Origin of the sequence: Klebsiella sp. K47, assembly GCF_051858335.1 — a bacterium.
GTDB lineage: Bacteria > Pseudomonadota > Gammaproteobacteria > Enterobacterales > Enterobacteriaceae > Klebsiella > Klebsiella pneumoniae.
Map to the genome: position 1 here is coordinate 1 of NZ_JBPYUI010000001.1, position 25816 is coordinate 25816.

Sequence of the window (25816 nt, forward strand, 5' to 3'; positions counted from 1 at the left end):
CAATGTCAGCCATACCCATCGGGGCCCCCGGGTGGCCGGATTTGGCTTTCTGTACCGCGTCCATGCTCAGGGCGCGCAGCGCGTTGGCGCATTGGCAGCGAATGGTTTTTGTCGTCTTCATCAGTCTTTATCCCTGCGGCTTACAGCATCTGCTGAATCTGTTGTTCCAGTTTCACCTGATCGACAGCAAACAGTCGGATCCCTTCCGCTAGTTTTTCCACTGCCATGGGATCCTGATGATGCTGCCAGAGGAACTCCGCCTGCGTCATCGGGCTGGGACGGGTTTCCGTCACGCAGCCGGGGGTCAACTGGCGGGTCAACACTCCGTCACTGGCCGCCAGCTCGTCCAGCAGTGCCGGAGAGATAGTCAGGCGATCGCAGCCCGCCAGCGCCTGGATCTGCTCAATACGACGGAAGCTAGCGCCCATTACCACCGTGTCATAGCCATGGGATTTGTAATACTGATAAATCTGGCGCACAGAGACCACGCCCGGATCGCTGTCCACCTGATAGGCTGACTGCGGCTGGTGCTTCTGATACCAGTCGTAGATGCGGCCCACAAAGGGCGAGATGAGAAAGACGCCCGCTTCGGCGCACGCCCGGGCCTGAGCGAAAGAGAACAGCAGCGTCAGGTTGCAGTTTATACCGCTCTGCTCCAACTCTTCGGCAGCGCGAATGCCCTCCCAGGTGGCGGCGAGTTTAATTAGAATCCGCTCGGGACCAATGCCATTTTTTTCATATAACTGGATGAGCTTGCGCGCCTTCGCGACGCACATCCCGCGATCCCAGGCAAAGCGAGCATCCACTTCGGTGGAGATACGCCCGGGCACATGGCGCAGCACCTCGCTGCCGATATCCACTGCCACCTGATCGCAGGCGTTAATCAATTGCGTTTCTGCGCTGCCTCCCTGGCGGCGTGCCTTGCCAATCGCATCGGCAATCAGCGGCTGATACTGCGGCAGCTGCGCGGCCTTCAGCACCAGCGAGGGGTTGGTGGTCGCATCCTGGGGTGCAAACTTTTTAATCGATTCAATATCGCCGGTATCAGCAACAACCGTGGTGTATTTTTTCAGTTCGTCTAACTGGCTCATCATCTGTTCCTTATCTTACGACTGCGGAGATTAATCTCTGGCATGCTGGTGTTCGTAATAATCAATACGTTCCACTTTGGGCGCGGATCCGCCGCCCTCATATTCGGACTCAAGCCACGCCTGAATAATTTTTTTGCCCAGCTCAGCGCCAATCACCCGCGCGCCAAGGGTAATAATCTGCGCGTTGTTACTTTTACGCGCTCGCTCGGCGGAGAAGGTATCGTGACACTGTGCGGCGCGGACCCCGGGGACTTTATTGGCCACAATACTCATCCCAATGCCGGTACCGCAGATCAGGATCCCACGCTCGTGTTCGCCCTGTTTAATCGACATCGCCACCGCATGGGCAACATCCGGATAAACGGTACTCCCCTGGCGTTTATCGCTGCTGTAATCCGCGACGTTAATTCCCAACCCATTCAAATAAGCGACGATGGCATCGCGAAAAGCATAGGCGGCATCATCCGCACCAATAGCGATTGTTTTCATGGTTATTTCCTTAATTTAACAGTACGTCTTAATGACAATTCGGGTAAAACGAAATTTGGTCGCCAGGCTGAATAATTTGTGGTGGTTCGCCGTAAAGGTGTACCGTCCCGGGTAATTCAGCGATATCTGCGCCATCAAAATTTAGCGTGATATGGCCAAGCTGTCGTAAATTTGCCGTTGCCACACGGCCTACCGCGGTCACCCGATAATTTTTATCATTTAATTTCATTTGCTGACCAGGCGATAACTCGGCGGTCAGTTCGCTGGCCTGGTGTACAGCGCAATAACTCGCAATATCGTCGGGAACGGCATCGGAGAATAAAATAAGCCGCAGCTCCCGCAGAGAGTACTCAACATATTCCCCGACGGCGGTAATCCGTAATGAATACAACGGCACGCTCATACTATTTGTGTCCTTTGGCGGCAGGGGAAGATAATGTCACGCTCTCTTCACTTTTCACCTCTTTCAGCGGTTCAGCGGCTGGCGCACGCTTTTTCAGCCGTTTATCAAACCAGGCGACCAGTATCGGCGCGGTGATCATGGTGATAATGCTCGCCGTCGCCAGCTGCGCGGTAGCGGCATCCACGTACATCGCCAGCGAATGATCCGCCTGGGCAACCATCGCCGGCGTCAGCGCCGAGCTGGCGGCGGTGGTTCCCAGCGCGGCGCCCAGCGCGCTTTTCTTCTTCAAAAACAGGTTGTAGATAAAGTAGAACACAATCCCGGTTAGCGCGGAGATAATCCCCAACAGGATCCCGGACAGCCCGGCGGTGAACACCGTATTGATACTGGAGTTGGCGCCGATGGCGAACGACATAATAATGATCACCAGCGGCTGCGCCGCAGCGCATAACTGTTTAAAGCGTTCGTCCAGATTGCCCCACAGCATGCCAATCAGCAGTGGGATCAGCATCGACAGCAGCGCGGCGAAGGGAATATTGGCCAGGCCGCTGACGCCCAGCACCATCATGGTAACAAACGGACCATCCTTGATGCAGAATACGGAGATCGCCCCGGCATCACTGGCATCGCCATAGTTGCTGCACAATGCGATATAGAGGGAGCTGTTCGAGCTGGTCAGGCAGGCAATCAGCGCCAGGGTCGATATTCCGAGAAAACCGCTCGGGCCAAACAACGTTCCCGCAACCCATACCGCCAGTGCCCCGGCCAGACATTTGAGAAACAGCAGCACGGCGCCTTTATAGAGCGGCAACCCGGCCTGACGGATATTGATCGAGGTTCCGCAAATGAGCAAAAATATGCCCATCATGGCGCTGGAACCGACTTTAAATAAGGCGGTGGTCGGGCCGCCAATGCTGAGCACCTGGGGCGCGAAAGTATTAATTAATATAGCCACCAGCAGTGGAATAATAATTAACCCACCGGGCATCTTATTCATTTTTTCAAGTATATTAATATTCATAGGGTAACTCTTAAATTAAGATTTAACAGAGATAACGACGCAATACTACCCTGACGACCATTACGTCGTTTATTAGTTATTAGATTACTGGGTTATTGCTGTGCTTCCTGATAAATTCGGTCAACAATGATGCTAATAATATCTTCCGGTCCGGTTAGCCCTCCTTTCCCGACGCAAATTAAGCCGGCATAATCGCCGCCAATGATCCGCACCATATCGGTTTGCGGGATGACATAGTCAATCATTTCTATTCCGGTGGCGCCCAGCTCTTTTAGTACATTGACCATGGTGTCACCACCGGTCATATACAATCCTTTAATTTCACCCGACGCACAGTTAAGCACCTCACGCACAATACTGCCCAATCCGTGGTTAATATTTTGCGCAGCCTCACCGTAGGCCAGACCAAATCGCTGCTCCTCTTCCTGAAGGTTTAGCAACCGTCCGGTCAAGGCGGACTCAAAAACAAAGAGCGCGTTGTGCTGCGCCGGAACGCACTGTCGGGCATGCTGCACCACGCGATTGACTTCAATCTCAGCGGCGTTTTTTCGGTCAACCAACAGCTCGGCATCCACCGGGATATGGCAGACCCGGGCATCATTAGCGATCAAATACTGGAGCTGTTTTTTGGTTACTGGCGTTGCGCTGCCGGCAACGATCAAAATCGAGCCGCGCTGGCCGTCCGCTGTCAGGCTCGCGGGCGCGCTGCTCCGCGCTTCGCGCATCAGGCCGCGACGAACCGCCAGCCGTTCGGTAAAGGGCCCCGGATCGACGGCCAGCACGTTCCAGTTCAGGGCCACTACCGCCCCGGCGATGGCATCGACATCGTCGACGGTTATCGCATCGACCACTATCACCCGCACGCCGCGCTGTTGTTGTTCCTGTAAATCCTGCTGGATTTGCCCTTCGCCTTTCATCACCGATGTCAGCGCGATATGCCCGACCTGATGATGGGTCTGCGCCGCCAACAGTCCCGGCACCCACGACTCGGTGACCGGGGTACGTACATCGCGAGCCACATCGGTCCGCGACAGGGCTACCGAATCAATCACCGAGTAACCGCCGACGAGAATACGCCGTGACTGCGGCATCGCCGGCACCACAACCGCCACCGTCTCCTGCGGCAGTTGTTCCAGCATGGCGTCGATTTCAAATCCGATGCCGCCGCGCAGCGTGGTATCAATCCGCTTGGTGAAGTAATGCGCGCCGCGAGCCTGCAGCTGTTTCACCGCAGCGCTCACTTTGTGCTGGGCCTCCGCTTTCGGCAATGGGCGGCTGTCGCTGCTGACCACCATCGCCGGATACTCTACCTCATTGCGGGCGAAGGATTCGGTATCGAAAAACGCGGCGGTTTTTAAACCACTGCGCGCCAGCAGCACCCCGACGGTAGTTGCCCCGGTCAGATCGTCAGCCACGATCCCAAGCTTTCCGCCTTCCCCTTGCGGCCAGACCATCTCAATGCAGGCTGGCGTCACGCCGGAGACGTAGATCCCTTCGTGTATAAATTCCGCCAGCGGGCCGCTTTTACCGGTGGGATGCAGGTTAATGGTGGGAATTCCCCGCTTCGGATAGAGTCCACAGCGCAACGTGCCGCCGCAGTCGATGACCATTAAACCAATCTCTTCCGCCGGCGGTTCGCCATTCTTGAATACATCAATGGAAGGCCAGCCGGTCAGTTCGCTCAGGCGGTCGACGACCGGGGGACGGATCCCCCCGGTGATGTACGCAATCTTTTTCCCCTGACCTGGCGTGATAGTCAGCGGCCCGCCCCAGCCCTTACAGCCCTTGCTAATCAACAGATGTTTTTCCATTTCTCTGTCCTCGTGATTCGCATGAACCTCAGCGATTATTGATGCTTCATTTTCCAGTAACGGGCCGCCACCAGCGTCGACTCCAGCATACTGACGGTACCCGCCTTACCGGTACCGGCGATATCAAACGCCGTCCCATGGTCGACGGAGCTGCGCATAAACGGCAGGCCGAAGGTAATGGTGATCGAACGTTCAAAGTCGAGGGTTTTGCAGGCAATATGCCCCTGATCGTGATACAGCGAGAGAATGGCGTCGTAGCGCCCCTGTTTGCCGAGATGGAACACGGAATCGGCCGGAACCGGCCCGATAGCGTTGATCCCCATCTCCTGGGCCGCTTTCAACGCCGGGATCAGATTGTCAGCCTCTTCGTGACCAAACAGACCATTGTCGGAACCATGCGGGTTCAGGGCGGCCACGGCAATGCGCGGATTTTTGATGTTCAGGGCGGTAAATTCATGGTGGATCTGCTGAACGCAGGCCAGCACTCGCGCTTTGTTGGCATAGTCACAGGCTGCTTTTAGCGCCATATGACGGCTCACGAAGAAGACGCGCAGGTTGTGGACGTGGAACATGGTCAGACCGTAATCAGATTGGGTTTCCACCTGATAGATTTCGGTATGGCCCGGCAGCTTACATCCTGCCAGCTTGATGGCTTCCTTATGAATTGGTGCAGTAGAGACCACGTCGATCAGCCCCGCTTTGCCCAGCTCGATCGACTTCATCACATAGTCCAGCGACATTTGCCCCGCCAGTTTCTGCACCTTGCCCCATTCGATACTGTCGCAATCGTAGTCGCCAGTTTCCAGAACATCCAACGTCCCCCAGCTAAAACGGGCCTCCTGCGGATGGGCAATTTTATGGATAGCAAAATCGCAGCCCATGATTTTCATCGCCCGGCTGATAATCGGTACCGAGCCGATCAGGAACGGTTTGCACTCGTCATACACGCTTTTGTCCATCATGGTGGCCACGGTGATCTCCGGGCCGATCCCTGCCGGATCGCCAATGGTAATCGCCACAACGGGTTTTTTCTCTGCTGACATCATGCGCCTCTCATTTTTTCAGTTGATTGTTCATATGTTCAATACTAAATCATATGCTCAAAACATTACCTGATGAATGAGCCGCCATGAGTGATGAAGATCACATAAAAAAATTCATAGATTTTTTTCATCGAAAAATGTGATCTAACATATGTTCATACAGTGATAAAAAGTTCAACCTCGATACAGGGTATGGCCCCGTTTCTGGCAAGCATTTGATTTTATTAAGAGGAGAAGCAATGATGACCCCGATATGGTTAGGAACCAGCTGGAAAATGAACAAGCCGCTGTCCCAGGCCATGGCCTGGTGCGAAACGCTGGCAGCGCGGATGCCGGAGGGCTGTCACCCTGCTATTCAGCCCTTCGTCATTCCCCCCTTCACCGCGATCCAACCCGTCAGCCATTTTCTGCAAACGCATCAGTTACCGCTTCTGACCGGCGCGCAGAATATGCATGAAGCGGATCAGGGCGCCTGGACCGGGGAAATCTCGGCGGCCATGTTGGCAGAAACCGGCGCCACACTTGTTGAGCTGGGACATTCAGAACGACGCGCCGCCTTTAATGAAAGCGATGCCGCGATTAATCGAAAAGTGCATAGCGCCTTAGGTCATGGCCTGCGCCCGCTGATCTGTATTGGCGATAGCGCCGAGGAGAAACGCTGGCAGGTGTCGCGTGAAAGCGTGGTGCGGCAGATGAAGATCGCCCTGTATGGCCTGAGCCACCAGCAGGCGCTGCGGACCCTGATTGCGTATGAACCGGTGTGGGCCATTGGCGAACATGGTACGCCCGCCTCACCGCAGGAGGCGGGTGTCATTCATCAGGCGCTACGTCAGGCGCTTTGCGAGCGGTTTGGTCACGAGACGGGAACCCGTATCCCGCTGCTCTATGGCGGCAGCGTAACGCTGCAAAACGCGGTGGAATTGCTGCGCCAGCAGGAGATCAATGGGTTGTTTATCGGCCGCGCGGCCTGGGACGCGCAAGGCTATTGCGACATTGTTCAACGCGTTACACAGGAATTTATTTTGCAGGCGCAGTAATATAAAAGGGACACCAGAGATGGAAATTCCAGGCCATGATTGAACAAGACTCAGATTACGCCCTGCTCACTGAAATTGCGGTGGCTTATTACGATCAGGAACAAACGCAGGAAGAGATCGCCAAACGATTCGGCATTTCGCGTATCAAAGTCGGGCGCCTGCTGAAAAAAGCGCGCCAGGAAGGGATTGTTGAGATCAGCGTCAAATACCATCCGGTCTTCAGCTCCCAGATTGAGCAGCAGTTTATTTCGCACTTTGGCATTAAGCGCGCGCTAATTGCCCTGGATCACCATGATGAAGATGAACAGCGCCAGCAGGTGGCGGCCCTGGTCAGTAACTACCTTGCCGGGGTGTTAAAAAACGATATGACGGTCACCGTTGGTCAGGGGCGCAATGTGGCCGCGGTGGCGAATCACGTTGGCGTGTTTCCTGAGCGCCACTGCCGCTTTATCTGCGGCATCGGCGGAACCAAGCGTGACAATCAGCTGATTGACGCCGACCACATCAGCCGGAATCTGGCGCGCAAATTTAACGGCTTCAGCGAAACGCTTTACGCCCCGGCCTATGTGGAAACCCCGGAGCTGCGCGCGGCCTTTATGCAAAACCGCCTGATTAAGGCCACGCTCGAACAGGCCAGCAAAGCTGACGTGGCGATCATCGGCCTCGGCGATATGAATGAAAACAGCTTTATGGTGCAGCTCGGCTGGTTTACGCCGCAGGAAATTGCCACCGCGCGTCAGGAACAGGGGGTGGTGGGCGATCTGGCGGGGTACAGCTTTTTCAATATTCAGGGCAAACCCGTCGATACGGTGATGAATGACCGGGTCATTGGCTTAAGTCTCGAACAGCTGCGGGCCATTCCCTGCGTCATCGCTATCGCCTCCGAAAGTACGAAAGCGACGGCGATCCTGGGGGCATTACGCACCGGGGTTATCGATGTGCTGGCTACCAGCGCCTCGAACGCCCGTTCGGTCATTAATATGCAAAAGGCGCTATAAATAAGCCACGGCGCAGGCGGCGGATCAGCGTTGACCGCCGTCGCGCTGGCCTTTGCCCTTCCCTTTTTCGGCTCGCCGCTGCACAAAATCTTCAATGATGCCGACAACCCAGTTGAGAGGTTTCCACAGCACCACCAGCAGCAGCAACGGGCCGTATATTCGCACACCGCCCGTCGCGACCTGACCGGTCAACAGCAGGGCTAAGATATCCAGCAGCAGGCACAATGCGCTGCCAGTGCCGAGGAACAGACATAGCAGGAAGAGGATCGGTCGGCTATCGGCGTGTAGCGGTAAAGCGCGCTGGCTCCAGACGCCAACGATAATGGCCGCGATCAACATGATCGCTTCGATAACCAGCGGATTATGCATGGTCTGACTCCTGTCATGACGTGACATCCTTGTCAGCAGCGCTGCCGGCGGCCGTGGGCTGCGCCCTGGCTACCGGCAGGCGGCTTCAGTTTACAGCGCGTTTTCCTGCAGCAGCTTATCGATAAAGGCGGGTACCACTTCGCTTGCCAGCCCGTAGTGCTTCTCGGCAAACTCGCTGCCCACCTGGCTGGGCTCCAGGTTCAGTTCAACGGTATGGGCGCCGTGCAGTCGCGCCTCGTGCACAAAGCCAGCCGCCGGATAGACATGGCCGGAGGTGCCGATGGCGATAAAAATATCTGCGTCGGCCAGCGCGCTGTAGATCTCATCCATCCCCAGCGGCATTTCGCCAAACCAGACCACGTGCGGGCGCAGCGCCGCCGGGAACTGGCAGCAGTGGCACTTGTCCTCGGCGGTGACGTCGCCGGTCCACTCCAGCACCTGGCCGCTCCACGAACAGCGCACCTTTAGCAGCTCGCCGTGCATATGGATCACCCGGCGGTTGCCGGCGCGCTCGTGCAGATTATCAATATTCTGGGTGACCAGCAGAAAATGGTCGCCCAGCAGATCCTCCAGACGCGCCAGCGCCAGATGCGCCGCGTTCGGCGCGATTTCCGGACTCTGCAGCTGACGACGACGGGCGTTGTAGAACGCCTGCACCAGCGCCGGATCGCGGGCGAAGCCTTCCGGCGTCGCCACATCTTCCACCCGATGCTCTTCCCACAGGCCATCGGCCGCGCGGAAGGTTTTGATCCCCGACTCTGCCGAGATGCCCGCGCCGGTTAACACCACCACTCTCGGTTTTGCCATCGCTTCAGGCTTCATCCTGTCCTCCCTAAAGAAAATCCGCTGACGCAGACGGTCACGCAACCGACGTTTATTGCGACGAAAACGGCTCAATCGATGTAAACGGCGCGACTGCATAGCTACCTCTGTGATTAATGGGTCAGGTGAAGGAAGGCCGCACCGCGCATTCCCCCGGCATCGCCGTGGCGCGCGCGCTCAATGCGCGGAACCCTGGCGACCGGCAGAAGATGGCGCGGCAATCGTTGCGCCAGCCCTTCGCTAAGGGCCGTAAAGTTAGATAATCCACCGCCGAGCACCAGCAAATCCGGGTCGACAATGGTCAGTATATTCCCCAGACACACCGCCAGCAGATCGAGATAGCGCTCAACGTGCGCCTGCGCGCGCGGATCGTGCTGCTGCCACTGCGCCACAATCTCCGGCGAGGAGAGCGGTTGCTGATAAAAATGTTCGTACAGCCAGGCGAAACCGCGACCGGAGAGATAATTTTCAATACAGCCCAGCTGGCCGCAGCCGCAGCGCAGCAGCGGAAAATCGCGCCCAACCACCTCCAGGGCATCCACCGGCAGGCGAATATGACCGAACTCGCCGGTGATATAGCTATGTCCGGTAATCGATTTACCGTTCAACACCAGGCCGCCGCCCACGCCGGTGCCGAGGATCAATCCCATCACCAGCGGGTATTGCGTAAACTCATCGTCCCACGCTTCCGACAGCGCGAAACAGTTGGCGTCATTATCGAGACGCACCTCGCGCCCCAACCGCGCGCTGAGGTCAGCGCGCAGCGGCCGGCCGCTGGCGGCTGGCACGTTAGCGGCATACAGCGTGCCGTCCGCCGTTTCCGGCATTCCCGGAATACCGATCCCGACCGAACCCTGCTGGTCGAAGCGATCATCGGCCTCGCGGACCAGCGCCTCTACCGCCTGGAGAAAATCCTCATAACTACTTTTCGGCGTGGCGACGCGTTTTTCCCACTGCAGTCGCCGCTCCTGATTAAATACGCCCAGCGCTATCTTGCTGCCGCCAATGTCAAATCCATAATACATTTCAGCAATTCCTCTTTTGTCGTCAGCCAGGCCGACGATGACGATAAATTACTGGCCACTCAGCACCCTCGCCGGGTCGATGCGGCTGGCGCGGCGGGCGGGATACCAGCTGGCCAGCAAACTCAGCAACAGTGCTGTCACCAGCACATAAAAGACGTCCAGCCAGTGCAATTCTGACGGCAGGAAGTCAATAAAATAGATGTCGCCGGAGAGGAATTTATGCCCAATCAGGTATTCGATGCCGTTGATGATCGACGTCAGGTTCAACGCGCAGATCACGCCGATCACCACCCCAAACAGGCTGCCTACCGATCCGGCTAATAAACCATACCACACGAAAATCGCGCGAATTAAGCCGTCTTTTGCGCCAAGCGTGCGCAGCACCGCAATATCGCCGCTTTTGTCTTTGACCGCCATCACCAGCGTCGAGACGATGTTAAAGCAGGCCACGCCGATCACCAGCACCATCGCCAGGTACATAATGGCGCGGATCATCTGGATGTCGCGATACATATAGCCATAGGTGCCGATCCAGCTCTTGATGTAGACGTAGCTATTGGTCACCTCGCCGGCGTCGCGTACCAGCTTGTTAGCATGGAAAACGTCGGTGACCTTGATGGCGATGCCGGTCACGCTGCTGCCCATCTCCAGATACTGCTGCGCATCCTGCATCGGGATCATGGCAAAACTATGATCGAGCTGGCCGCTCAGCTGTAAAATTCCGGCCACATGCAGCCTGACGCGTTTTGGCTGCAGCAGCTGATGGTCGGCGTCGGCATTAGGGATCATGATCGACACCCAGTCCCCCTGCTTCACGTGCAGGGCATCGGCGACTCCTTTACCCAGAATCACCTGCTGTTCGCCAGCCTTGAATCCGGCCCACGCGTTATTCTGCACAAAGGTAGGCAGCGCGCTGAGCTGGCTCTCCTGCTGCGGGTCGACGCCTTTCACCTGGATGGCGCGCATATTGCTGCCGCTCTCCACCAGACCGGTGAAGTTAATATAGGGCGCTACCGCGACAATCCCCTTCACCTTCTGCACCTTCGCCAGCGCTTCCTGCCAGTTATTCCACGGCTGATTCACGGGTTCGATCTCGCCATGCGGTACCACCGCCAGCACGCGGTTATTCAGCTCGCGCTCAAAGCCGTTCATCGCGCTGAGGCCGACGATCAGCACCGCCACCCCCAGCGCAATGCCGATGGTGGAGATCACCGAGATCAGCGACACCATGCCGCCGCGCCGCCGGCCGCGGCTGAAACGCAATGCAATCAGTAACGATAACGGAGACGCCATTACTCGGCCCCCATCAGGGTCAGGTCGGCGGTCAGACGGCCATCGCGCATCTCCAGCTGGCGGCTCATGCGCTTCGCCAACTGCAGGTCGTGGGTCACCACCAGAAACGCGGTGCGCTGCGCGACGTTCAGTTCGCCCAGCAGCTGGAAGATGCTGTCGGCGTTGCGAGCGTCGAGGTTACCGGTTGGCTCGTCCGCCAGCACCAGCCGCGGTTTATTCACCAGCGCGCGGGCAATCGCCACCCGCTGGCGCTCGCCGCCGGAGAGCTCCGACGGACGGTGATGGCTGCGGTGTTCAAGCCCGACCGCCTGCAGCATCGCTTTCGCCTGGCGTTCAATATCCGCCGGCTTCTTTTTGCCAATCAGCAGCGGCATCGCCACGTTTTCCAGTGCGCTAAAGTCCGGCAGCAGATGGTGGAACTGATAGATAAAGCCCAGCTCGCGGTTACGCAGGTCGGCGCGCGCGGCGGTGGATAGCTTGCTCATCGGCTCACCGGAGAAAATCACGTCGCCAGAGGTGGGCGTATCCAGGCCGCCGAGCAGATGCAGCAGCGTACTTTTGCCAGAGCCGGAGGTGCCGACGATAGCCATCATCTCGCCTTCACCAATGCTGAAGCTGACATTGTGCAGGACATCGGTTTGCACATTGCCTTCCTGATAGCGTTTGCACAGGTTGTCGCATTGCAGCAGGATCTTATTCATAACGTAAAGCCTCAGCGGGTTGGGTGGCGGCAGCGCGCCAGGAAGGGTACAACGTAGACAACAGGGCCAGCACCATCGCCACCAGGGCGATAACAATGACCTGCAGCGGCTCAATCGCCACCGGCAGCGCCGCGCCGTCAAGGAAGGCGCCGATGATCGGCATTAAATTATTCAGCTGGCTGGCCAACAGGGCGCCAAGCACCGCTCCCAGCAGCGCGCCGACGATCCCGGCGCTGGCCCCCTGCACCATAAAGACGGCCATAATCTGCCGCGGCGTCAGCCCCTGGGTCTGGAGGATCGCCACTTCGCCCTGCTTCTCCATCACCATCATCCCCAGCGAGGTAATAATGTTGAAGGCCGCGACGGCGACGATCAGGCTCAGCAGCAGGCCCATCATATTTTTCTCCATGCGCACCGCCTGGAACAGTTCGCCCTTGCGCTCGCGCCAGTCCTGCCACTGAGTTCCCGGCGGCAGCGTCTGCTGACTCAGGGTGTCGACCTGCAGCGGTTGATCCAGCCACAGGCGCCAGCCGGTGATATTCCCCAGCGGATAGCGCATCAGACGGGAGGCGTCGTCGATGTTGGTCAGCATCTGATAGCCATCGACTTCGCTGTTGGCGGCGAAGGTGCCGATGACCGTGAACAGACGCTGGCTCGGCACGCGGCCCATCGGCGTAAACTGACTCGCGGAAGGAACCATCACGCGAATTTTATCGCCGCGATTAACCCCCAGCTGGCCCGCCAGCTGCTCGCCGAGAATAACGTTATATTTGCCCGCCTGCAGATCGCTCTGTTTGACGTTCACCAGGTATGGAGTCAGGGGATCGTTCTGCGCCGGATCAATGCCCAGCATAACCCCCACCGCCACGCTGCGTGCGCTCTGCAGCACCACGTCGCCGGTGGTGATCGGCGCTACGCGGGTTACCCCATTAAGTTTCGCTTCGCGCTCCGGCAGTTGCTGAGGGTTCACCGACCCCTGTTTGGCGCTAAGAATGGCCTGTGGCATCAGCCCCAGGATGTTGTTTTGCAGCTCGCGTTCAAAGCCGTTCATCACCGACAGGACTGTCACCAGCGCCATTACGCCAAGCGTAATACCGATAGTTGAGAGCCAGGAGACGAAACGACCGAAGCGGTCGGCTGCGCGCCCGCGCATATAGCGTAGGCCGATAAAGAGTGCGGCAGGTTGGTACATGTCATCCATCTGGTTGCTGATAGCCGATGCCCGAGTATATAAGCGATTAGGGGCAGCGTAAACGACTGATACATGACGACTTTATTAGCAATAACCCTAAAAACCAAGTAAATACAAACGGATAGATAAGTACTTACTTATTTATCTTTACGCTTATCGACAGCGCTGACCTTTCTTCACCCAATACGCGATGGCAATTCGGGTTGGCGAATCCAGACCAATCGCGGATAATCTCACTATTGAATATCAGCGAGTTGCCCTCCATATCGGCAGAGCGAATCCCTAAGAGATCATGAAACCGTCTATGCCTGAACAATATCGATACTCATTGCCGGTCAAAGCCGGCGATCAGCGCCAGCTTGGCGAGTTGACCGGCGCAGCCTGCGCCACCCTGGTGGCGGAGATGGCCGAACGCCACAACGGCCCGGTGGTGCTGGTGGCGCCTGACATGCAAAACGCGCTGCGTCTGAACGACGAGATCAGGCAGTTTACCGACAGCATGGTGATGGGGCTGGCGGACTGGGAAACGCTCCCTTACGACAGCTTCTCGCCACATCAGGACATCATCTCCTCCCGTCTTGCCACCCTTTACCAGTTACCCACCATGCAGCGCGGCGTACTGATCGTCCCGGTCAGCACCCTGATGCAGCGCGTCTGTCCGCACAGCTTCCTTCACGGCCACGCGCTGGTGATGAAAAAGGGCCAGCGCCTGTCGCGCGATGCGCTGCGCGATCAGCTGGAGGGGGCCGGCTACCGCCATGTCGATCAGGTGATGGAGCACGGCGAATATGCTACCCGCGGCGCGCTGCTCGACCTGTTCCCGATGGGTAGCGATCAGCCCTACCGCCTTGATTTCTTTGACGATGAAATCGACAGCCTGCGCCTGTTCGACGTTGACAGCCAGCGCACGCTGGAGGAAGTGGCGGCCATTAACCTGCTGCCGGCGCACGAGTTCCCCACTGACCAGACCGCTATTGAGCTGTTCCGCAGCCAGTGGCGCGACCGCTTTGAGGTGAAGCGCGATGCCGAACACATCTATCAGCAGGTCAGTAAAGGGACGCTACCTGCCGGTATCGAATACTGGCAACCGCTGTTCTTCAGCGAGCCGCTGCCGCCGTTATTCAGCTATTTCCCGGCCAGCACGCTGATCGTCAACACCGGCGATCTCGAGGCCAGCGCGGAGCGATTCCAGAATGAAGCCCGCGCCCGCTTTGAAAACCGCGGCGTCGACCCGATGCGCCCGCTCCTGCCGCCTGAGCTGCTGTGGCTGCGCAGCGATGAGCTATTCAGCGAACTGAAAAAATGGCCGCGCGTGCAGCTGAAAACCGAACGTCTGGCGGACAAAGCGGCGAATACTAATCTGGGCTACCAGACGCTGCCGGACCTCGCCGTCCAGGCGCAGAACAAAGCGCCGCTGGATAATCTGCGCCGCTTCCTCGAGTCCTTTACCGGTCCGGTGATCTTCTCGGTGGAAAGCGAAGGCCGCCGTGAAGCGCTGAGCGAAATGCTGGCGCGGATTAAAGTTGCGCCAAAACATGTGCTGCGTCTGGAGGAAGCCACCGGCAACGGCCGCTATCTGATGATTGGCGCCGCCGAGCACGGGTTTATCGACAGCCAGCGCGGCCTGGCGCTGATTTGCGAGAGCGACCTGCTCGGCGAGCGGGTGGCGCGCCGTCGTCAGGATTCGCGACGCACCATTAACCCTGACACTCTGATTCGCAACCTCGCCGAACTGCATATCGGCCAGCCGGTCGTTCACCTGGAACACGGCGTGGGCCGCTACGCGGGCATGACTACCCTGGAAGCCGGCGGCATCACCGGCGAATATCTGATGCTGACCTACGCCAACGATGCCAAGCTATACGTTCCGGTATCGTCCCTGCATCTTATCAGCCGCTACGCCGGCGGGGCGGAAGAAAACGCCCCCCTGCACAAGCTGGGCGGCGATGCCTGGACCCGGGCGCGACAAAAAGCGGCTGAGAAAGTACGCGACGTGGCGGCCGAGCTGCTGGATATCTACGCCCAGCGCGCGGCGAAGGCGGGTTTTGCCTTTAAACACGACCGCGAACAGTATCAGCTGTTCTGCGACGGTTTCCCATTTGAAACCACGCCGGATCAGGCGCAGGCGATCAACGCCGTCCTCAGCGATATGTGCCAGCCGCTGGCCATGGACCGCCTGGTGTGCGGCGATGTGGGCTTCGGCAAGACCGAAGTGGCCATGCGCGCCGCCTTCCTCGCCGTGGAGAACCACAAGCAGGTGGCGGTGCTGGTGCCGACCACCCTGCTGGCTCAGCAGCACTATGACAATTTCCGCGATCGTTTCGCCAACTGGCCGGTACGCATCGAAATGCTCTCCCGCTTCCGCAGCGCTAAAGAGCAGGCGCAGATCCTCGAGCAGGCCGCGGAAGGCAAAATCGATATCTTGATCGGCACCCACAAGCTGCTGCAGAGCGAGGTGAAGCTGCGCGATCTCGGGCTGCTGATCGTCGACGAAGAGCACCGGTTTGGCGTGCGGCATAAAGAGCGCATCAAAGCGATGCGCGCCGATGTCGATATCCTGACCCTCACCGCCACGCCGATCCCGCGGACGCTGAACATGGCGATGAGCGGGATGCGCGATCTGTCGATCATCGCCACGCCGCCGGCGCGCCGCCTGGCGGTGAAGACCTTCGTTCGCGAATATGACGCCCTGGTGGTGCGCGAGGCGATCCTGCGCGAAACGCTGCGCGGCGGCCAGGTCTACTATCTGTTTAATGACGTTGAGAACATCCAGAAAGCCGCCGACAAGCTGGCGGAGCTGGTGCCGGAGGCGCGGATCGCCATCGGTCACGGTCAGATGAGGGAGCGCGAACTGGAGCGGGTGATGAATGACTTCCATCACCAACGCTTCAATGTGCTGGTGTGCACCACCATCATCGAAACCGGGATCGACATTCCCACCGCCAACACCATCATCATCGAACGCGCCGACCATTTTGGCCTCGCCCAGCTGCACCAGCTGCGCGGCCGCGTTGGCCGTTCGCATCACCAGGCCTATGCCTGGCTGCTGACGCCGCATCCGAAAGCGATGACCACCGATGCGCAAAAGCGCCTCGAGGCCATTGCGTCGCTGGAAGATCTCGGCGCCGGCTTTGCGCTGGCAACCCACGATCTGGAGATTCGCGGGGCCGGGGAACTGCTTGGGGAAGATCAGAGCGGTCAGATGGAAACCATCGGTTTCTCCCTGTATATGGAGCTGCTGGAGAACGCAGTCGATGCGCTGAAAGCCGGGCGTGAACCCTCGCTGGAAGATCTCACCAGTCAGCAGACGGAGGTTGAACTGCGCATGCCTTCCCTGCTGCCTGATGATTTCATCCCTGACGTTAATACGCGCCTGTCATTCTATAAGCGCATTGCCAGCGCCAAAAACGAACAGGATCTGGAGGAGATCAAAGTCGAGCTGATCGATCGTTTTGGCCGCCTGCCCGATGCCGCCCGCAACCTGCTGGATATCGCCCGTCTGCGTCAGCAGGCGCAGAAACTGGGGATCCGCAAACTGGAAAGCAACGAAAAAGGCGGCGTGATCGAATTTAACGAGAAAAACAACGTCAATCCGGTGTGGTTGATCGGCCTGCTGCAGAAGCAGCCCCAGCACTTCCGCCTGGACGGGCCGACGCGCCTGAAATTCATGCAGGACCTGGAAGAGCGTAAAACGCGGATGGACTGGGTTCGCCAGTTTATGCGCCAACTGGAAGAGAACGCCGTCGCCTGACTGGCAGGAGATACGGCCCCGCTGCCGTATCTCCCTTCCCACATATCTGGCAATCTTTACAAACATTTTGCAATCCGCCTGGATTTCCCCACACAGACTCACGCCATAATCTCATCTGCTTTTCGTATAAAAATAACCACTTACATATTTTGGAGTTATGGTAATGAGAAACCGTTTCCCCGTGACGCTTTGGCTGACGCTAGTCGCGTTAGTCGCCGCGCTGGCCCTGCCCGCGCGCGCTAACACCTGGCCCCTTCCCCCGCCGGGCAGCCGGCTGGTGGGTCAGAATCAGTTTCATGTGGTACAGGATGACGGCGGTTCGCTGGAAGCGATTGCCAAGAAGTACAATGTCGGCTTCCTGGCCCTGCTGCAGGCCAATCCCGGGGTTGACCCCTACGTTCCGCGCGCCGGCAGCGTACTGACCATCCCCCTGCAGACGCTGCTGCCCGATGCGCCGCGCGAAGGGCTGGTGATTAACCTCGCCGAACTGCGCCTCTACTATTACCCGCCGGGCAAGAATGAAGTGACCGTCTACCCAATCGGCATCGGCCAGCTGGGTGGGACCACCATCACACCGACGATGGTCACAACCGTGTCCGACAAACGGGCCAATCCGACCTGGACACCTACCGCCAACATTCGCGCGCGCTACAAGGCTATGGGGATTGAGCTGCCGGCGGTAGTGCCTGCTGGTCCTGACAATCCGATGGGCCATCATGCCATCCGCCTCGCCGCCTATGGCGGAGTCTATCTCCTGCACGGCACCAATGCCGATTTCGGCATCGGTATGCGCGTCAGTTCCGGCTGCATTCGTCTGCGCGATAACGATATCAAGGCGCTGTACAACACTATCTCGCCGGGCACGAAGGTGAACATTATCAACACGCCGATCAAGGCGTCGGTTGAGCCGGATGGCCGCCGTCTGGTTGAGGTCCATCAGCCGCTGTCTGAGCATATTGATGACGACCCGCAGACCCTGCCCATTACGCTTAATGCGGCCATGACTGCGTTCAAACAGGCGCCGCAGACCGACGGGACGGTGATGGAGCGCGCGATGAATTACCGCTCGGGCATGCCGATTGACGTCACCCGTCATGCTGAGCCTGGACCGCAGTCGCTGTAGTCTTACGCTGCATAAAACAAAAAACCCGCCTGATGGCGGGTTTTTTGTTGGCAAGGGTCAAACAGGGGTACAACAGGGTCTTACTCATCGCCGTCCGGTGAAGGGGGCCGGGCAGCGACGCATCGGGCTTACTTGTAGATAACGGCGGTACCGTGAAGGGTATTCGGACCGGTTACCGAAGTAATACGATATGAAGTGGCGCCCATCTCATCCGCTTTCTGCGCCAGCTGGTCTTCCAGCGAGCCCAGGTTAGTCCCGGCAGAAGCAGAGATGGTGCCTACTTTATGCTGTCCTGTAGGGGTGGACTGCACCTCTACAGCGGCAAAGCTGGCGAAAGAAAGGGAACTTAAAACGGCGGCAAAAGCCAGAGTATTAACGGTTTTCATGATTATTATACCTGTGCAGATGAATTTTATAGTAGGGTCGCAAGCATTAACTTAACGATCGATAGGTAAATAATAATGTGATCTATGTCACACGTCAATGCATTTTTATAACGATCGTTTAACTATTTATAAAATGCTTAAATTTCATACATATATGAATTATTTATTTTTAAACCGACAGCGCTGGCCCCGGCGATCGTTTATTTTTATAATGGCCTTTCACCAAACCAACATAGGTACAACGGCACCATGACAACTGACGTTCAAAGTTGCGCCAAAAAAAGCCGTGGCCGACCGAAGGTGTTCGACAGGGATGCGGCGCTGGACAAAGCCATGACACTCTTCTGGCAGCACGGCTATGAGGCGACCTCGCTCGCCGATCTGGTCGAGGCGACAGGAGCAAAAGCCCCCACCCTGTATGCGGAATTTGTGAATAAAGAAGGCCTATTCCGCGCAGTGTTGGATCGTTACATTTCGCGCTTTGCCGCGAAGCACGAAGCCGTGCTGTTTGCCGAGGGAAAATCCGTCGATCGCGCGTTGCGTGACTACTTCACGGCGGTCGCCACCTGCTTTACCAGCAAAGAGACGCCGGCCGGCTGCTTTATCATCAATACCTCCGCCGCGCTGGCCGCCTCCTCGACGGATATCGCCAATACCATCAAATCCCGCCATGCGATGCAGGAGCAGGCGCTAACCCAGTTTCTGCAGCAGCGGCAGGCGCAGGGCGAACTGCCCGCGGGCCGCGATGTCGCGCAGCTGGCGCAATTTCTTAACTGCGTTCTGCAGGGGATGTCGATTAGCGCCCGGGAAGGCGCGGATTTCGACAAGCTGATGCAAATCACCGACACCACTCTCCGTCTCTGGCCGCAGGTCCTCGAGTCCTGATGCGCCCTGCTTCCGGCGGTATTCTGCCGCCGGATCCGCTCTCCTGTTGGCTTTATCCCCACAAAATAGATTGATTTTTATTACCTTTTCTCGCGCAAGATAAACGCAAATGATATTGATTGCGATATTCATTATGTGCAAAATCCTTTTTTGCGTTTTTCCAGATGTTTCGCATTGTAACGAATACCGGCCGACGCCGGCCCATAACAACGACAAAGCAACTTGCTCATAAAAGGAATGGATATGAAAAAGCGCCTCTGGGTGCTCCACCCTCTGCTGCTGGCCAGCACGCTGCCTGCGCTGGCGGCTCAGTCTGATGAAGACAGCATCATCGTTAGCGCAAACCGCACCCATCGCACCGTGGCCGAAATGGCCCAAACCACCTGGGTCATTGAGGGCCAGGAGATTGAGCAGCAGGTCCAGGGCGGGAAAGAGTTCAAAGACGTGCTGGCGCAGCTGATCCCCGGCATCGACGTCAGCAGCCAGGGGCGGACCAACTATGGGATGAACATGCGCGGGCGCGCGATCGTCGTGCTGATTGACGGCGTCCGGCTCAACTCCTCACGCACCGACAGCCGCCAGCTCGACGCCATCGATCCATTCAACATCGAACATATCGAAGTGATCTCCGGAGCGACCTCGCTGTACGGCGGGGGCAGTACCGGCGGGCTTATCAACATCGTTACCAAAAAGGGGCAGCAGGATCGTCAGGTCGATCTTGAGGTGGGCAGCAAGAGCGGTTTTGCGAACAGCAACGATCATGATGAGCGCGTCGCGGCGGCCGTCAGCGGCGGAACAGACCACGCATCCGGCCGCTTGTCGGTAGCCTATCAGCGTTTCGGCGGCTGGTACGACGGCAATAACGATGCGCTGATCCTCGATAATACCCAAACGGGGCTCCAGCACTCTGACCGCCTCGACGTGATGGGGACGGGGACGATTGAGATCGATGATAACCGCCAGCTGCAGCTGGTCACCCAGTATTATAAAAGCCAGGGCGATGATGACTACGGTCTGTGGCTCGGGAAGAACATGTCCGCGGTCACCAGCGGCGGCAAAGCGTATACCACCGACGGGCTCAATTCCGACCGTATCCCCGGCACCGAACGCCATCTGATCAGCCTCCAGTACTCCGATGCCGACTTTTTCGGCCAGAATCTGGTGAGCCAGGTGTACTATCGCGATGAGTCCCTCACCTTCTATCCGTTCCCGACGCTCACGAAAGGTCAGGTCAGTAGCTTCTCCTCGTCGCAGCAGGATACCGATCAGTATGGGGCCAAGCTGACCCTCAACAGTCAACCGCTGGCGGGGTGGGATCTCACCTGGGGTCTCGACGCCGATCATGAGACCTTTAATGCCAACCAGATGTTCTTCGATCTGCCCCAATCGATGGCCTCCGGCGGGTTGCACAACGAATCGATCTACACTACCGGTCGCTACCCGGGATACAGTATTTCCAATGTCGCGCCATTCCTGCAGTCCAGCTACGATCTGAACGATATCTTTACCGTCAGCGGCGGGGTACGCTACCAGTGGACCGAAAACCGGGTCGACGACTTTGTCGGCTACGCCCAGCAGCAGGATATCGCCAACGGCAAAGCGCGCTCCGCCGACGCCATCAAAGGCGGCAAAACCGATTATGACAATTTCCTGTTTAACGCCGGGATTGTGGCCCACCTGACCGAGCGTCAACAAACCTGGTTTAACTTCTCGCAGGGCGTCGAGCTACCAGACCCTGGTAAATACTATGGCATCGGTAAATATGGCGCTGCGGTGAATGGTCATCTGCCGCTGATCTCCAGCGTCAACGTCGATGACTCGCCGCTGCAGGGGATCAAAGTTAACTCGTACGAGCTGGGCTGGCGCTACACTGGCGATAACCTGCGCACCCAGCTGGCGGCGTACTATTCGACCTCGGATAAGACCATTGTCGTCAACCGCACCGACATGACCATCGACGTTCAGTCCGACAAACGGCGTATTTACGGCGTTGAGGGGGCGGTCGACTACTTTATTCCGGATAGCGACTGGAGCGTCGGCGGTAACTTCAACGTGCTGAAATCCCAGGTGCAGACCGACGGCCGCTGGCAAAAATGGGACGTCACCCTCGCCTCGCCGTCTAAAGCCACCGCCTGGGTGGGCTGGGCGCCGGATCCGTGGAGCCTGCGCGTGCAGAGTCAGCAGGTATTTGACCTCAGCGATGCCGCCGGTAACAAGCTGGAAGGCTATAACACCGTCGATTTTATCGGTAGTTACGCGCTGCCGGTGGGGAAACTGACCTTCAGTATCGAAAACCTGCTTAACGAAGACTATGTCACTATCTGGGGCCAGCGCGCGCCGCTGCTCTACAGCCCAACCTACGGCAGTTCATCGCTGTATGAGTACAAAGGTCGTGGCCGCACCTTTGGTCTGAACTATGCCTTAACCTTCTGATAAAAAAAGCCCCTCAGCCTGAGCGATTGAGGGGCTAATCACTACACAAATCTGTTTTTAGATTTTGTTGTTCAGGACCAGCTGGCCGTTGTTGTCCAGCGGGATCTGGCTGCCGGGATCGTGATCCATGCGGATTTTCCCCTGCTGATCGCCTATCTTATAGGTCACATCGTAGCCGAGCATTTTATCGGATTTGTCATACACCGTTTTGCAGCGCTGCTGGGTGGTGGTGTAGGTATCGTTGTCCTGCATCGCGCCCTGGATCTGGTTGCCTGCATAGCCGCCGCCCAGCGCACCTACAACCGTCGCCACGCTGCGTCCGTGACCGCCGCCAAACTGGTGGCCAATCACCCCGCCCGCCACCGCGCCCAGCACCGAACCGGCGATGCGGTTTTCATCCTGTACCGGACGACGATGAGTCACCGTGACATTGCGGCATTCCTGACGCGGCGTTTTCACGGTTTCTTTAATCGGTGTACTGGAGACCACTTGCGCATACTGCGGGCCGCGATCCAACACGTTGAGACCAGCGACAGCTGCAACGCCCAGCGCGGCAGCCACGCCTATCCCTATACCCGCCAACATAGATTTATTCACGGGAGTTCCTCCTTTGTTGCTGTTGATACAATTTTGCAACCGGAGCCGGGAGGGCGCAAATCAGATAGCGGATGAAAAGTGCGAGAATTCGCTGCAAATCAAAGGGATTCAGAGGATTCCGAGCGGGATCTCTGCGGTTTCAGCAGAAGAGCCCGGAGGCGCCCTCAGAGCGCGCCTCCGGGTCGCGACAGCGATTAGTGCAGCTTCAGGCGCGGGCGAATGATGCGGTTGATGCGCCCGACCAGCATCATCAGGCCGGTCTTGAAGTAACCATGCAGAGCAATCTGGTGCATACGGTACAGGGAGATGTACACGAAGCGCGCAATGCGCCCTTCCACCATCATCGAACCGCGCATCAGGTTACCCATCAGGCTGCCGACGGTGGAGTAATTTGACAGCGACACCAGCGAGCCATGGTCTTTATAGGTGTATGCCTTCAGCGGTTTGCCTTTCATCTGCGCCAGGATGTTGTTCAGCGCGCAGGTAGCCATCTGGTGCGCCGCCTGGGCCCGCGGAGGCACAAAGCCGCCTTCCGGACGGGCGCAGGAGGCGCAGTCGCCGATGGCGAAAATATCCGCATCGCGGGTAGTCTGCAGCGTCGGCTCGACCACCAGCTGATTGATACGGTTGGTTTCGAGGCCGCCGATCTCTTTCATGAAATCTGGCGCTTTGATCCCCGCCGCCCAGACCATTAGATCCGCCTCAATATATTCGCCATCTTTAGTGTGCAGGCCGCCCGCATCCGCGCTGGTGACCATGGTCTGCGTCAGAACCCGTACGCCCAGCTTAGTCAGCTCATTATGCGCTGCCCCGGAAATGCGCGGCGGCAGCGCAGGCAGAATGCGCTCACCCGCCTCGACCAGCGTGACGTTCAGCGCTTCGTTGGTCAGCCCTTTGTAGCCGTAGCTGTGCAGCTGTTTCACCGCATTGTGCAACTCAGCGGAGAGCTCCACGCCGGTGGCGCCGCCGCCGACGATGGCGATATTTACTTTACCGTTAGCGCCGAGGTTAGCAGAGTATTTAAGGAACAGGTTGAGCATTTCCTGATGGAAGCGACGCGCCTGGTGCGGGTTGTCGAGGAAAATGCAGTTCTCTTTTACGCCAGGGGTATTAAAGTCATTCGAGGTACTGCCCAACGCCATGACCAGCGTGTCGTACGGCAGTTTACGCTCAGCCACCAGCAGCTCGCCTTTTTCATTGCGCAGCTCGCCGAGGGTGATGGTTTTCCCTTCGCGGTTGATATCAACCACCGAGCCCAGCTGGAACTGGAAACCGTGGTTGCGGGCATGGGCCAGATAGCTCAGCGCATCAACGCCTTCATCCAGAGAACCGGTGGCCACTTCGTGCAGCAGCGGCTTCCACAGATGGCTGTGGTTACGGTCCACCAGGGTGATTTTCGCTTTCTTATGGCGCCCTAACTTTCTCCCCAGCTGAGTTGCCAGTTCCAGTCCGCCAGCGCCGCCACCCACAATTACGATTTTTTTCAATGGCGTAGTCATGTGTACCCCTAAAATTATTAACCAATTGTTAAATAAAAGTTATTGAAATAGCCTTTATTTAACAACAAGTTACGTTAATGAAACCATTCAGCACTGTCGAGAATACCATGAACGGTGCATTGGTCATACCAAAATTGATGTGCATCAAGTTTTGTCGCGTATTTTTTCAGCGAAACCAATAAGTGTAGACATGAAAAAACCCGCGTGGTGAACCCGACGCGGGTTTGGGAACAAGGGAAAAGCAGTTAGCCGAGGGTTTTAAACGCTTTCAGCCGCTGCAGATGCGGCGAGATATTTTTAAACTTATGGGTCTGCTCTTCATCCCAGATAATTTCATAATAGTGGTGCAGGAGATCGGCGGAACGCTGGCTGTCCAACGCCTCGTCCTGGCGGGAAAGCACCACCAGGCAGCGATCGCGGTTCTTCTCGCGGAAGTTGGTCACGCACTTGGTGGCGATGTCAGCATACTCTTCCGGTCGGTCGATTTTGCCTTCCATGTTCTCATACGGAAACAGGTTTGGATTGAACACCGCCTGGCGGATATCGCACAGAAAACCAATCCGCTCCGCCCAGTAGCCGCCAAGGCCGACGCCGCAGATCAGCGGCCGGTCATCGGCAGTGAGCTGCAGCATTTTATCGACCTCTTTCAGCAAATGCTGCATATCGTGCTTGGGATGCCGCGTGCTGTAGCTAATCAACCGCACGTCCGGGTCGATAAACTGCAGCTGCATCACCTTCTCATGGTTACCGGGGCTGTTCGAGTCAAAACCGTGTAAATAGATAATCATCGCATCCTCACCAGACAACAACGCCCCGTAGAGCGTTACGCGGACTTCGCCTCTTGCCAGCGCGCATGAAGCTGCTCCAGCTGGGCACTCACCGTTTTCCAACGGGCTGAATCCCTTAACTCCTGACGGGAAAAGGAACCTTTATGATACAATTTCGTAACACGCTCTGCTTTGATCGGCGACAGGTTATCCAGCACACTGACCGCGCCTTTACGATTATTGCAGACGAGGATCATATCGCAACCGGCGTCGAGCGATGCCTGACCGCGTTCGGCATAGCTGCCCATGATCGCCGCCCCTTCCATCGACAGATCGTCGGAGAAAATCACCCCGTCAAAGCCCAGTTCGCCGCGCAGCACCGTTTTCAGCCAGTACGCCGAGCCGCTGGCCGGACGCGGATCGAGCTCCGGGTAAATCACATGCGCCGGCATAATGGCGTCCAGACGCTGCTCGGCGATAAGGCTTTTGAACACCGCCATATCATGGTCGCGGATAACCGATGCCGCCCGCGGATCGAACGGCGTCTCTTTGTGCGAATCGGCAGTCACCGCCCCGTGACCCGGGAAGTGTTTGCCGGTGGTTTTCATGCCCGCGGCGTGCATCCCGTCAATGAAGTGACGCGCCATCGTCAGCGCTTTCTGCGGATCTTCATGATAAGAACGTTCGCCGATTGCGGCGCTGATATGGCCGACGTCCAGCACTGGCGCAAAACTAATATCGATATCCATGGCGATCATTTCGCTGGCCATCAGCCAGCCGGCTTCGGCGGCCAGTTTGCCCCCCTCTTCCATCCCCAGCAGCGCGGCGAAAGACTGGGCCGCCGGTAAACGGGTAAACCCTTCGCGGAAACGCTGAACCCGCCCCCCTTCCTGATCGACCGCCACCACCAGATGGTTCCGGGAGGCGTCGCGGATCTGGCGCACCAGCTCGCGCAGCTGCGCCGGATCGTGATAATTTCGGGTAAAGAGGATCAACCCTCCCACCAGCGGATGCGCCAGAATCTCTCGCTCTTCCGCATCCAGCTCATACCCTTCGACATCCAACATCACTGGGCCCACA

The 25816-nt window shown here is 57.6% G+C and carries 27 protein-coding genes; 7 read left to right on the plus strand and 20 right to left on the minus strand.

Annotation, left to right across the window (positions count from 1 at the left end; genetic code table 11):
- From RRF55_RS00005 to pdxA, 7 genes are all read right to left on the minus strand, one after another.
- Positions 1–121: hypothetical protein (locus RRF55_RS00005; RefSeq protein WP_139836042.1), on the minus strand; the 121-nt coding region annotated here is incomplete at its 3' end.
- A gap of 19 nt (positions 122–140) precedes the next feature.
- Positions 141–1091, minus strand: coding sequence for a transaldolase (gene tal / locus RRF55_RS00010; protein WP_032414779.1), 951 nt, complete (start codon positions 1089–1091; stop codon positions 141–143).
- A gap of 30 nt (positions 1092–1121) precedes the next feature.
- The gene (rpiB, locus tag RRF55_RS00015) at positions 1122–1580 is read right to left on the minus strand and encodes a ribose 5-phosphate isomerase B (RefSeq protein WP_004140598.1); all 459 of its coding nucleotides are present in this window, start codon (positions 1578–1580) and stop codon (positions 1122–1124) included.
- A 28-nt stretch (positions 1581–1608) separates the two neighbouring features.
- Complete coding sequence (locus tag RRF55_RS00020; RefSeq protein WP_004140600.1) at positions 1609–1983, minus strand: PTS glucitol/sorbitol transporter subunit IIA; 375 nt, start codon at positions 1981–1983, stop codon at positions 1609–1611.
- A gap of 1 nt (position 1984) precedes the next feature.
- Positions 1985–3004, minus strand: a complete 1020-nt coding sequence (locus RRF55_RS00025; protein WP_087830751.1) for a 2-keto-3-deoxygluconate permease — start codon at positions 3002–3004, stop codon at positions 1985–1987.
- 92 nt (positions 3005–3096) lie between these two features.
- Entirely contained in the window at positions 3097–4815 is a 1719-nt protein-coding gene (locus RRF55_RS00030) for a four-carbon acid sugar kinase family protein (RefSeq protein ID WP_023286236.1), read from the minus strand.
- 35 nt (positions 4816–4850) lie between these two features.
- Positions 4851–5858, minus strand: coding sequence for a 4-hydroxythreonine-4-phosphate dehydrogenase PdxA (gene pdxA, locus RRF55_RS00035; protein WP_032415653.1), 1008 nt, complete (start codon positions 5856–5858; stop codon positions 4851–4853).
- Between the two features lie 242 nt (positions 5859–6100).
- On the opposite strand from pdxA, the gene RRF55_RS00040 reads away from it, so the two are divergent.
- Both RRF55_RS00040 and RRF55_RS00045 read left to right on the plus strand, forming a co-directional pair.
- The gene (locus tag RRF55_RS00040; RefSeq protein WP_004211823.1) at positions 6101–6895 is read left to right on the plus strand and encodes a triose-phosphate isomerase; all 795 of its coding nucleotides are present in this window, start codon (positions 6101–6103) and stop codon (positions 6893–6895) included.
- A gap of 35 nt (positions 6896–6930) precedes the next feature.
- Positions 6931–7893, plus strand: a complete 963-nt coding sequence (locus tag RRF55_RS00045) for a sugar-binding transcriptional regulator (RefSeq protein ID WP_004140612.1) — start codon at positions 6931–6933, stop codon at positions 7891–7893.
- A gap of 24 nt (positions 7894–7917) precedes the next feature.
- Here the strand turns inward: RRF55_RS00045 and RRF55_RS00050 are convergent, their stop codons facing one another.
- The 7 genes from RRF55_RS00050 to RRF55_RS00080 all read right to left on the minus strand — a co-directional run bounded on the left by RRF55_RS00050 (position 7918) and on the right by RRF55_RS00080 (position 13560).
- Positions 7918–8262, minus strand: coding sequence for a hypothetical protein (locus RRF55_RS00050; RefSeq protein WP_004183647.1), 345 nt, complete (start codon positions 8260–8262; stop codon positions 7918–7920).
- A gap of 90 nt (positions 8263–8352) precedes the next feature.
- The gene (gene cobB / locus RRF55_RS00055; protein WP_004176563.1) at positions 8353–9183 is read right to left on the minus strand and encodes a Sir2 family NAD+-dependent deacetylase; all 831 of its coding nucleotides are present in this window, start codon (positions 9181–9183) and stop codon (positions 8353–8355) included.
- A gap of 14 nt (positions 9184–9197) precedes the next feature.
- The gene (gene nagK, locus RRF55_RS00060; RefSeq protein WP_004150816.1) at positions 9198–10109 is read right to left on the minus strand and encodes an N-acetylglucosamine kinase; all 912 of its coding nucleotides are present in this window, start codon (positions 10107–10109) and stop codon (positions 9198–9200) included.
- Between the two features lie 48 nt (positions 10110–10157).
- Positions 10158–11402 carry a lipoprotein-releasing ABC transporter permease subunit LolE gene (gene lolE, locus RRF55_RS00065; protein ID WP_130974872.1) on the minus strand — a complete coding sequence of 415 codons (1245 nt, stop codon included), beginning with the start codon at positions 11400–11402 and terminating at the stop codon, positions 10158–10160.
- Positions 11402–12103 (minus strand): lipoprotein-releasing ABC transporter ATP-binding protein LolD, encoded by a 702-nt coding sequence (gene lolD, locus RRF55_RS00070; RefSeq protein WP_032414777.1) that lies wholly within the window; start codon positions 12101–12103, stop codon positions 11402–11404. The genes lolE and lolD overlap by 1 nt, the downstream gene beginning before the upstream one ends.
- Positions 12096–13295, minus strand: coding sequence for a lipoprotein-releasing ABC transporter permease subunit LolC (lolC, locus tag RRF55_RS00075; protein WP_002900795.1), 1200 nt, complete (start codon positions 13293–13295; stop codon positions 12096–12098). Before lolC ends, lolD begins: the two co-directional genes overlap by 8 nt.
- 133 nt (positions 13296–13428) lie before the next feature.
- The gene (locus tag RRF55_RS00080) at positions 13429–13560 is read right to left on the minus strand and encodes a hypothetical protein (protein WP_004140630.1); all 132 of its coding nucleotides are present in this window, start codon (positions 13558–13560) and stop codon (positions 13429–13431) included.
- A gap of 39 nt (positions 13561–13599) precedes the next feature.
- On the opposite strand from RRF55_RS00080, the gene mfd reads away from it, so the two are divergent.
- Positions 13600–17046: a transcription-repair coupling factor gene (mfd, locus tag RRF55_RS00085; protein ID WP_020802685.1), complete on the plus strand. Its 3447-nt coding sequence runs from the start codon at positions 13600–13602 to the stop codon at positions 17044–17046.
- Between the two features lie 163 nt (positions 17047–17209).
- Positions 17210–18169: a L,D-transpeptidase LdtC gene (ldtC, locus tag RRF55_RS00090; protein WP_002900790.1), complete on the plus strand. Its 960-nt coding sequence runs from the start codon at positions 17210–17212 to the stop codon at positions 18167–18169.
- A 128-nt stretch (positions 18170–18297) separates the two neighbouring features.
- On the opposite strand, the gene bhsA is transcribed toward ldtC, so the two are convergent.
- Complete coding sequence (gene bhsA, locus RRF55_RS00095; protein WP_048975848.1) at positions 18298–18555, minus strand: multiple stress resistance protein BhsA; 258 nt, start codon at positions 18553–18555, stop codon at positions 18298–18300.
- Positions 18556–18652: 97 nt separating this feature from the next.
- Between bhsA and RRF55_RS00100 the strand changes: the two genes are divergently transcribed.
- Both RRF55_RS00100 and RRF55_RS00105 read left to right on the plus strand, forming a co-directional pair.
- Positions 18653–18808, plus strand: coding sequence for a hypothetical protein (locus tag RRF55_RS00100; RefSeq protein ID WP_004147941.1), 156 nt, complete (start codon positions 18653–18655; stop codon positions 18806–18808).
- Positions 18805–19440 (plus strand): TetR/AcrR family transcriptional regulator, encoded by a 636-nt coding sequence (locus RRF55_RS00105; RefSeq protein ID WP_004140640.1) that lies wholly within the window; start codon positions 18805–18807, stop codon positions 19438–19440. Before RRF55_RS00100 ends, RRF55_RS00105 begins: the two co-directional genes overlap by 4 nt.
- 52 nt (positions 19441–19492) lie before the next feature.
- Here RRF55_RS00105 and RRF55_RS00110 read toward each other — a convergent pair whose 3' ends face one another.
- Positions 19493–19615, minus strand: a complete 123-nt coding sequence (locus tag RRF55_RS00110; RefSeq protein WP_048975850.1) for a hypothetical protein — start codon at positions 19613–19615, stop codon at positions 19493–19495.
- Positions 19616–19683: 68 nt separating this feature from the next.
- Between RRF55_RS00110 and RRF55_RS00115 the strand changes: the two genes are divergently transcribed.
- Entirely contained in the window at positions 19684–21873 is a 2190-nt protein-coding gene (locus tag RRF55_RS00115; protein ID WP_004150817.1) for a TonB-dependent siderophore receptor, read from the plus strand.
- 57 nt (positions 21874–21930) lie between these two features.
- Here RRF55_RS00115 and RRF55_RS00120 read toward each other — a convergent pair whose 3' ends face one another.
- The 4 genes from RRF55_RS00120 to nagZ form a co-directional block, all read right to left on the minus strand.
- Positions 21931–22470 (minus strand): glycine zipper 2TM domain-containing protein, encoded by a 540-nt coding sequence (locus RRF55_RS00120; protein WP_002900781.1) that lies wholly within the window; start codon positions 22468–22470, stop codon positions 21931–21933.
- A gap of 194 nt (positions 22471–22664) precedes the next feature.
- Entirely contained in the window at positions 22665–23969 is a 1305-nt protein-coding gene (locus RRF55_RS00125; protein ID WP_002900778.1) for an NAD(P)/FAD-dependent oxidoreductase, read from the minus strand.
- A 245-nt stretch (positions 23970–24214) separates the two neighbouring features.
- On the minus strand, positions 24215–24757 hold the full coding sequence (gene ycfP / locus RRF55_RS00130; RefSeq protein WP_004224099.1) for an alpha/beta hydrolase YcfP: 543 nt from the start codon (positions 24755–24757) through the stop codon (positions 24215–24217).
- A gap of 35 nt (positions 24758–24792) precedes the next feature.
- On the minus strand, positions 24793–25803 hold the full coding sequence (nagZ, locus tag RRF55_RS00135) for a beta-N-acetylhexosaminidase (protein WP_004147935.1): 1011 nt from the start codon (positions 25801–25803) through the stop codon (positions 24793–24795).
- Positions 25804–25816: the final 13 nt, after the last annotated feature.

Excerpts from the sequence above, each read along its gene's own strand:
- pdxA (WP_032415653.1), bottom strand. The coding sequence starts at position 5,858 with ATGTCAGCAGAGAAAAAACCCGTTGTGGCGATTACCATTGGCGATCCG.
- lolE (WP_130974872.1), bottom strand. The coding sequence starts at position 11,402 with ATGGCGTCTCCGTTATCGTTACTGATTGCATTGCGTTTCAGCCGCGGC.
- RRF55_RS00110 (WP_048975850.1), bottom strand. The coding sequence starts at position 19,615 with ATGCGAAACATCTGGAAAAACGCAAAAAAGGATTTTGCACATAATGAA.
- nagK (WP_004150816.1), bottom strand. The coding sequence starts at position 10,109 with ATGTATTATGGATTTGACATTGGCGGCAGCAAGATAGCGCTGGGCGTA.
- nagZ (WP_004147935.1), bottom strand. The coding sequence starts at position 25,803 with ATGTTGGATGTCGAAGGGTATGAGCTGGATGCGGAAGAGCGAGAGATT.
- RRF55_RS00105 (WP_004140640.1), top strand. The coding sequence starts at position 18,805 with ATGACAACTGACGTTCAAAGTTGCGCCAAAAAAAGCCGTGGCCGACCG.
- RRF55_RS00030 (WP_023286236.1), bottom strand. The coding sequence starts at position 4,815 with ATGGAAAAACATCTGTTGATTAGCAAGGGCTGTAAGGGCTGGGGCGGG.
- RRF55_RS00050 (WP_004183647.1), bottom strand. The coding sequence starts at position 8,262 with ATGCATAATCCGCTGGTTATCGAAGCGATCATGTTGATCGCGGCCATT.
- cobB (WP_004176563.1), bottom strand. The coding sequence starts at position 9,183 with ATGCAGTCGCGCCGTTTACATCGATTGAGCCGTTTTCGTCGCAATAAA.
- rpiB (WP_004140598.1), bottom strand. The coding sequence starts at position 1,580 with ATGAAAACAATCGCTATTGGTGCGGATGATGCCGCCTATGCTTTTCGC.
- RRF55_RS00025 (WP_087830751.1), bottom strand. The coding sequence starts at position 3,004 with ATGAATATTAATATACTTGAAAAAATGAATAAGATGCCCGGTGGGTTA.
- lolC (WP_002900795.1), bottom strand. The coding sequence starts at position 13,295 with ATGTACCAACCTGCCGCACTCTTTATCGGCCTACGCTATATGCGCGGG.
- ldtC (WP_002900790.1), top strand. The coding sequence starts at position 17,210 with ATGAGAAACCGTTTCCCCGTGACGCTTTGGCTGACGCTAGTCGCGTTA.
- RRF55_RS00040 (WP_004211823.1), top strand. The coding sequence starts at position 6,101 with ATGACCCCGATATGGTTAGGAACCAGCTGGAAAATGAACAAGCCGCTG.
- RRF55_RS00080 (WP_004140630.1), bottom strand. The coding sequence starts at position 13,560 with ATGGAGGGCAACTCGCTGATATTCAATAGTGAGATTATCCGCGATTGG.
- mfd (WP_020802685.1), top strand. The coding sequence starts at position 13,600 with ATGCCTGAACAATATCGATACTCATTGCCGGTCAAAGCCGGCGATCAG.
- RRF55_RS00020 (WP_004140600.1), bottom strand. The coding sequence starts at position 1,983 with ATGAGCGTGCCGTTGTATTCATTACGGATTACCGCCGTCGGGGAATAT.
- RRF55_RS00100 (WP_004147941.1), top strand. The coding sequence starts at position 18,653 with ATGCATTTTTATAACGATCGTTTAACTATTTATAAAATGCTTAAATTT.
- RRF55_RS00115 (WP_004150817.1), top strand. The coding sequence starts at position 19,684 with ATGAAAAAGCGCCTCTGGGTGCTCCACCCTCTGCTGCTGGCCAGCACG.
- tal (WP_032414779.1), bottom strand. The coding sequence starts at position 1,091 with ATGAGCCAGTTAGACGAACTGAAAAAATACACCACGGTTGTTGCTGAT.
- RRF55_RS00045 (WP_004140612.1), top strand. The coding sequence starts at position 6,931 with ATGATTGAACAAGACTCAGATTACGCCCTGCTCACTGAAATTGCGGTG.
- bhsA (WP_048975848.1), bottom strand. The coding sequence starts at position 18,555 with ATGAAAACCGTTAATACTCTGGCTTTTGCCGCCGTTTTAAGTTCCCTT.
- ycfP (WP_004224099.1), bottom strand. The coding sequence starts at position 24,757 with ATGATTATCTATTTACACGGTTTTGACTCGAACAGCCCCGGTAACCAT.
- lolD (WP_032414777.1), bottom strand. The coding sequence starts at position 12,103 with ATGAATAAGATCCTGCTGCAATGCGACAACCTGTGCAAACGCTATCAG.
- RRF55_RS00125 (WP_002900778.1), bottom strand. The coding sequence starts at position 23,969 with ATGACTACGCCATTGAAAAAAATCGTAATTGTGGGTGGCGGCGCTGGC.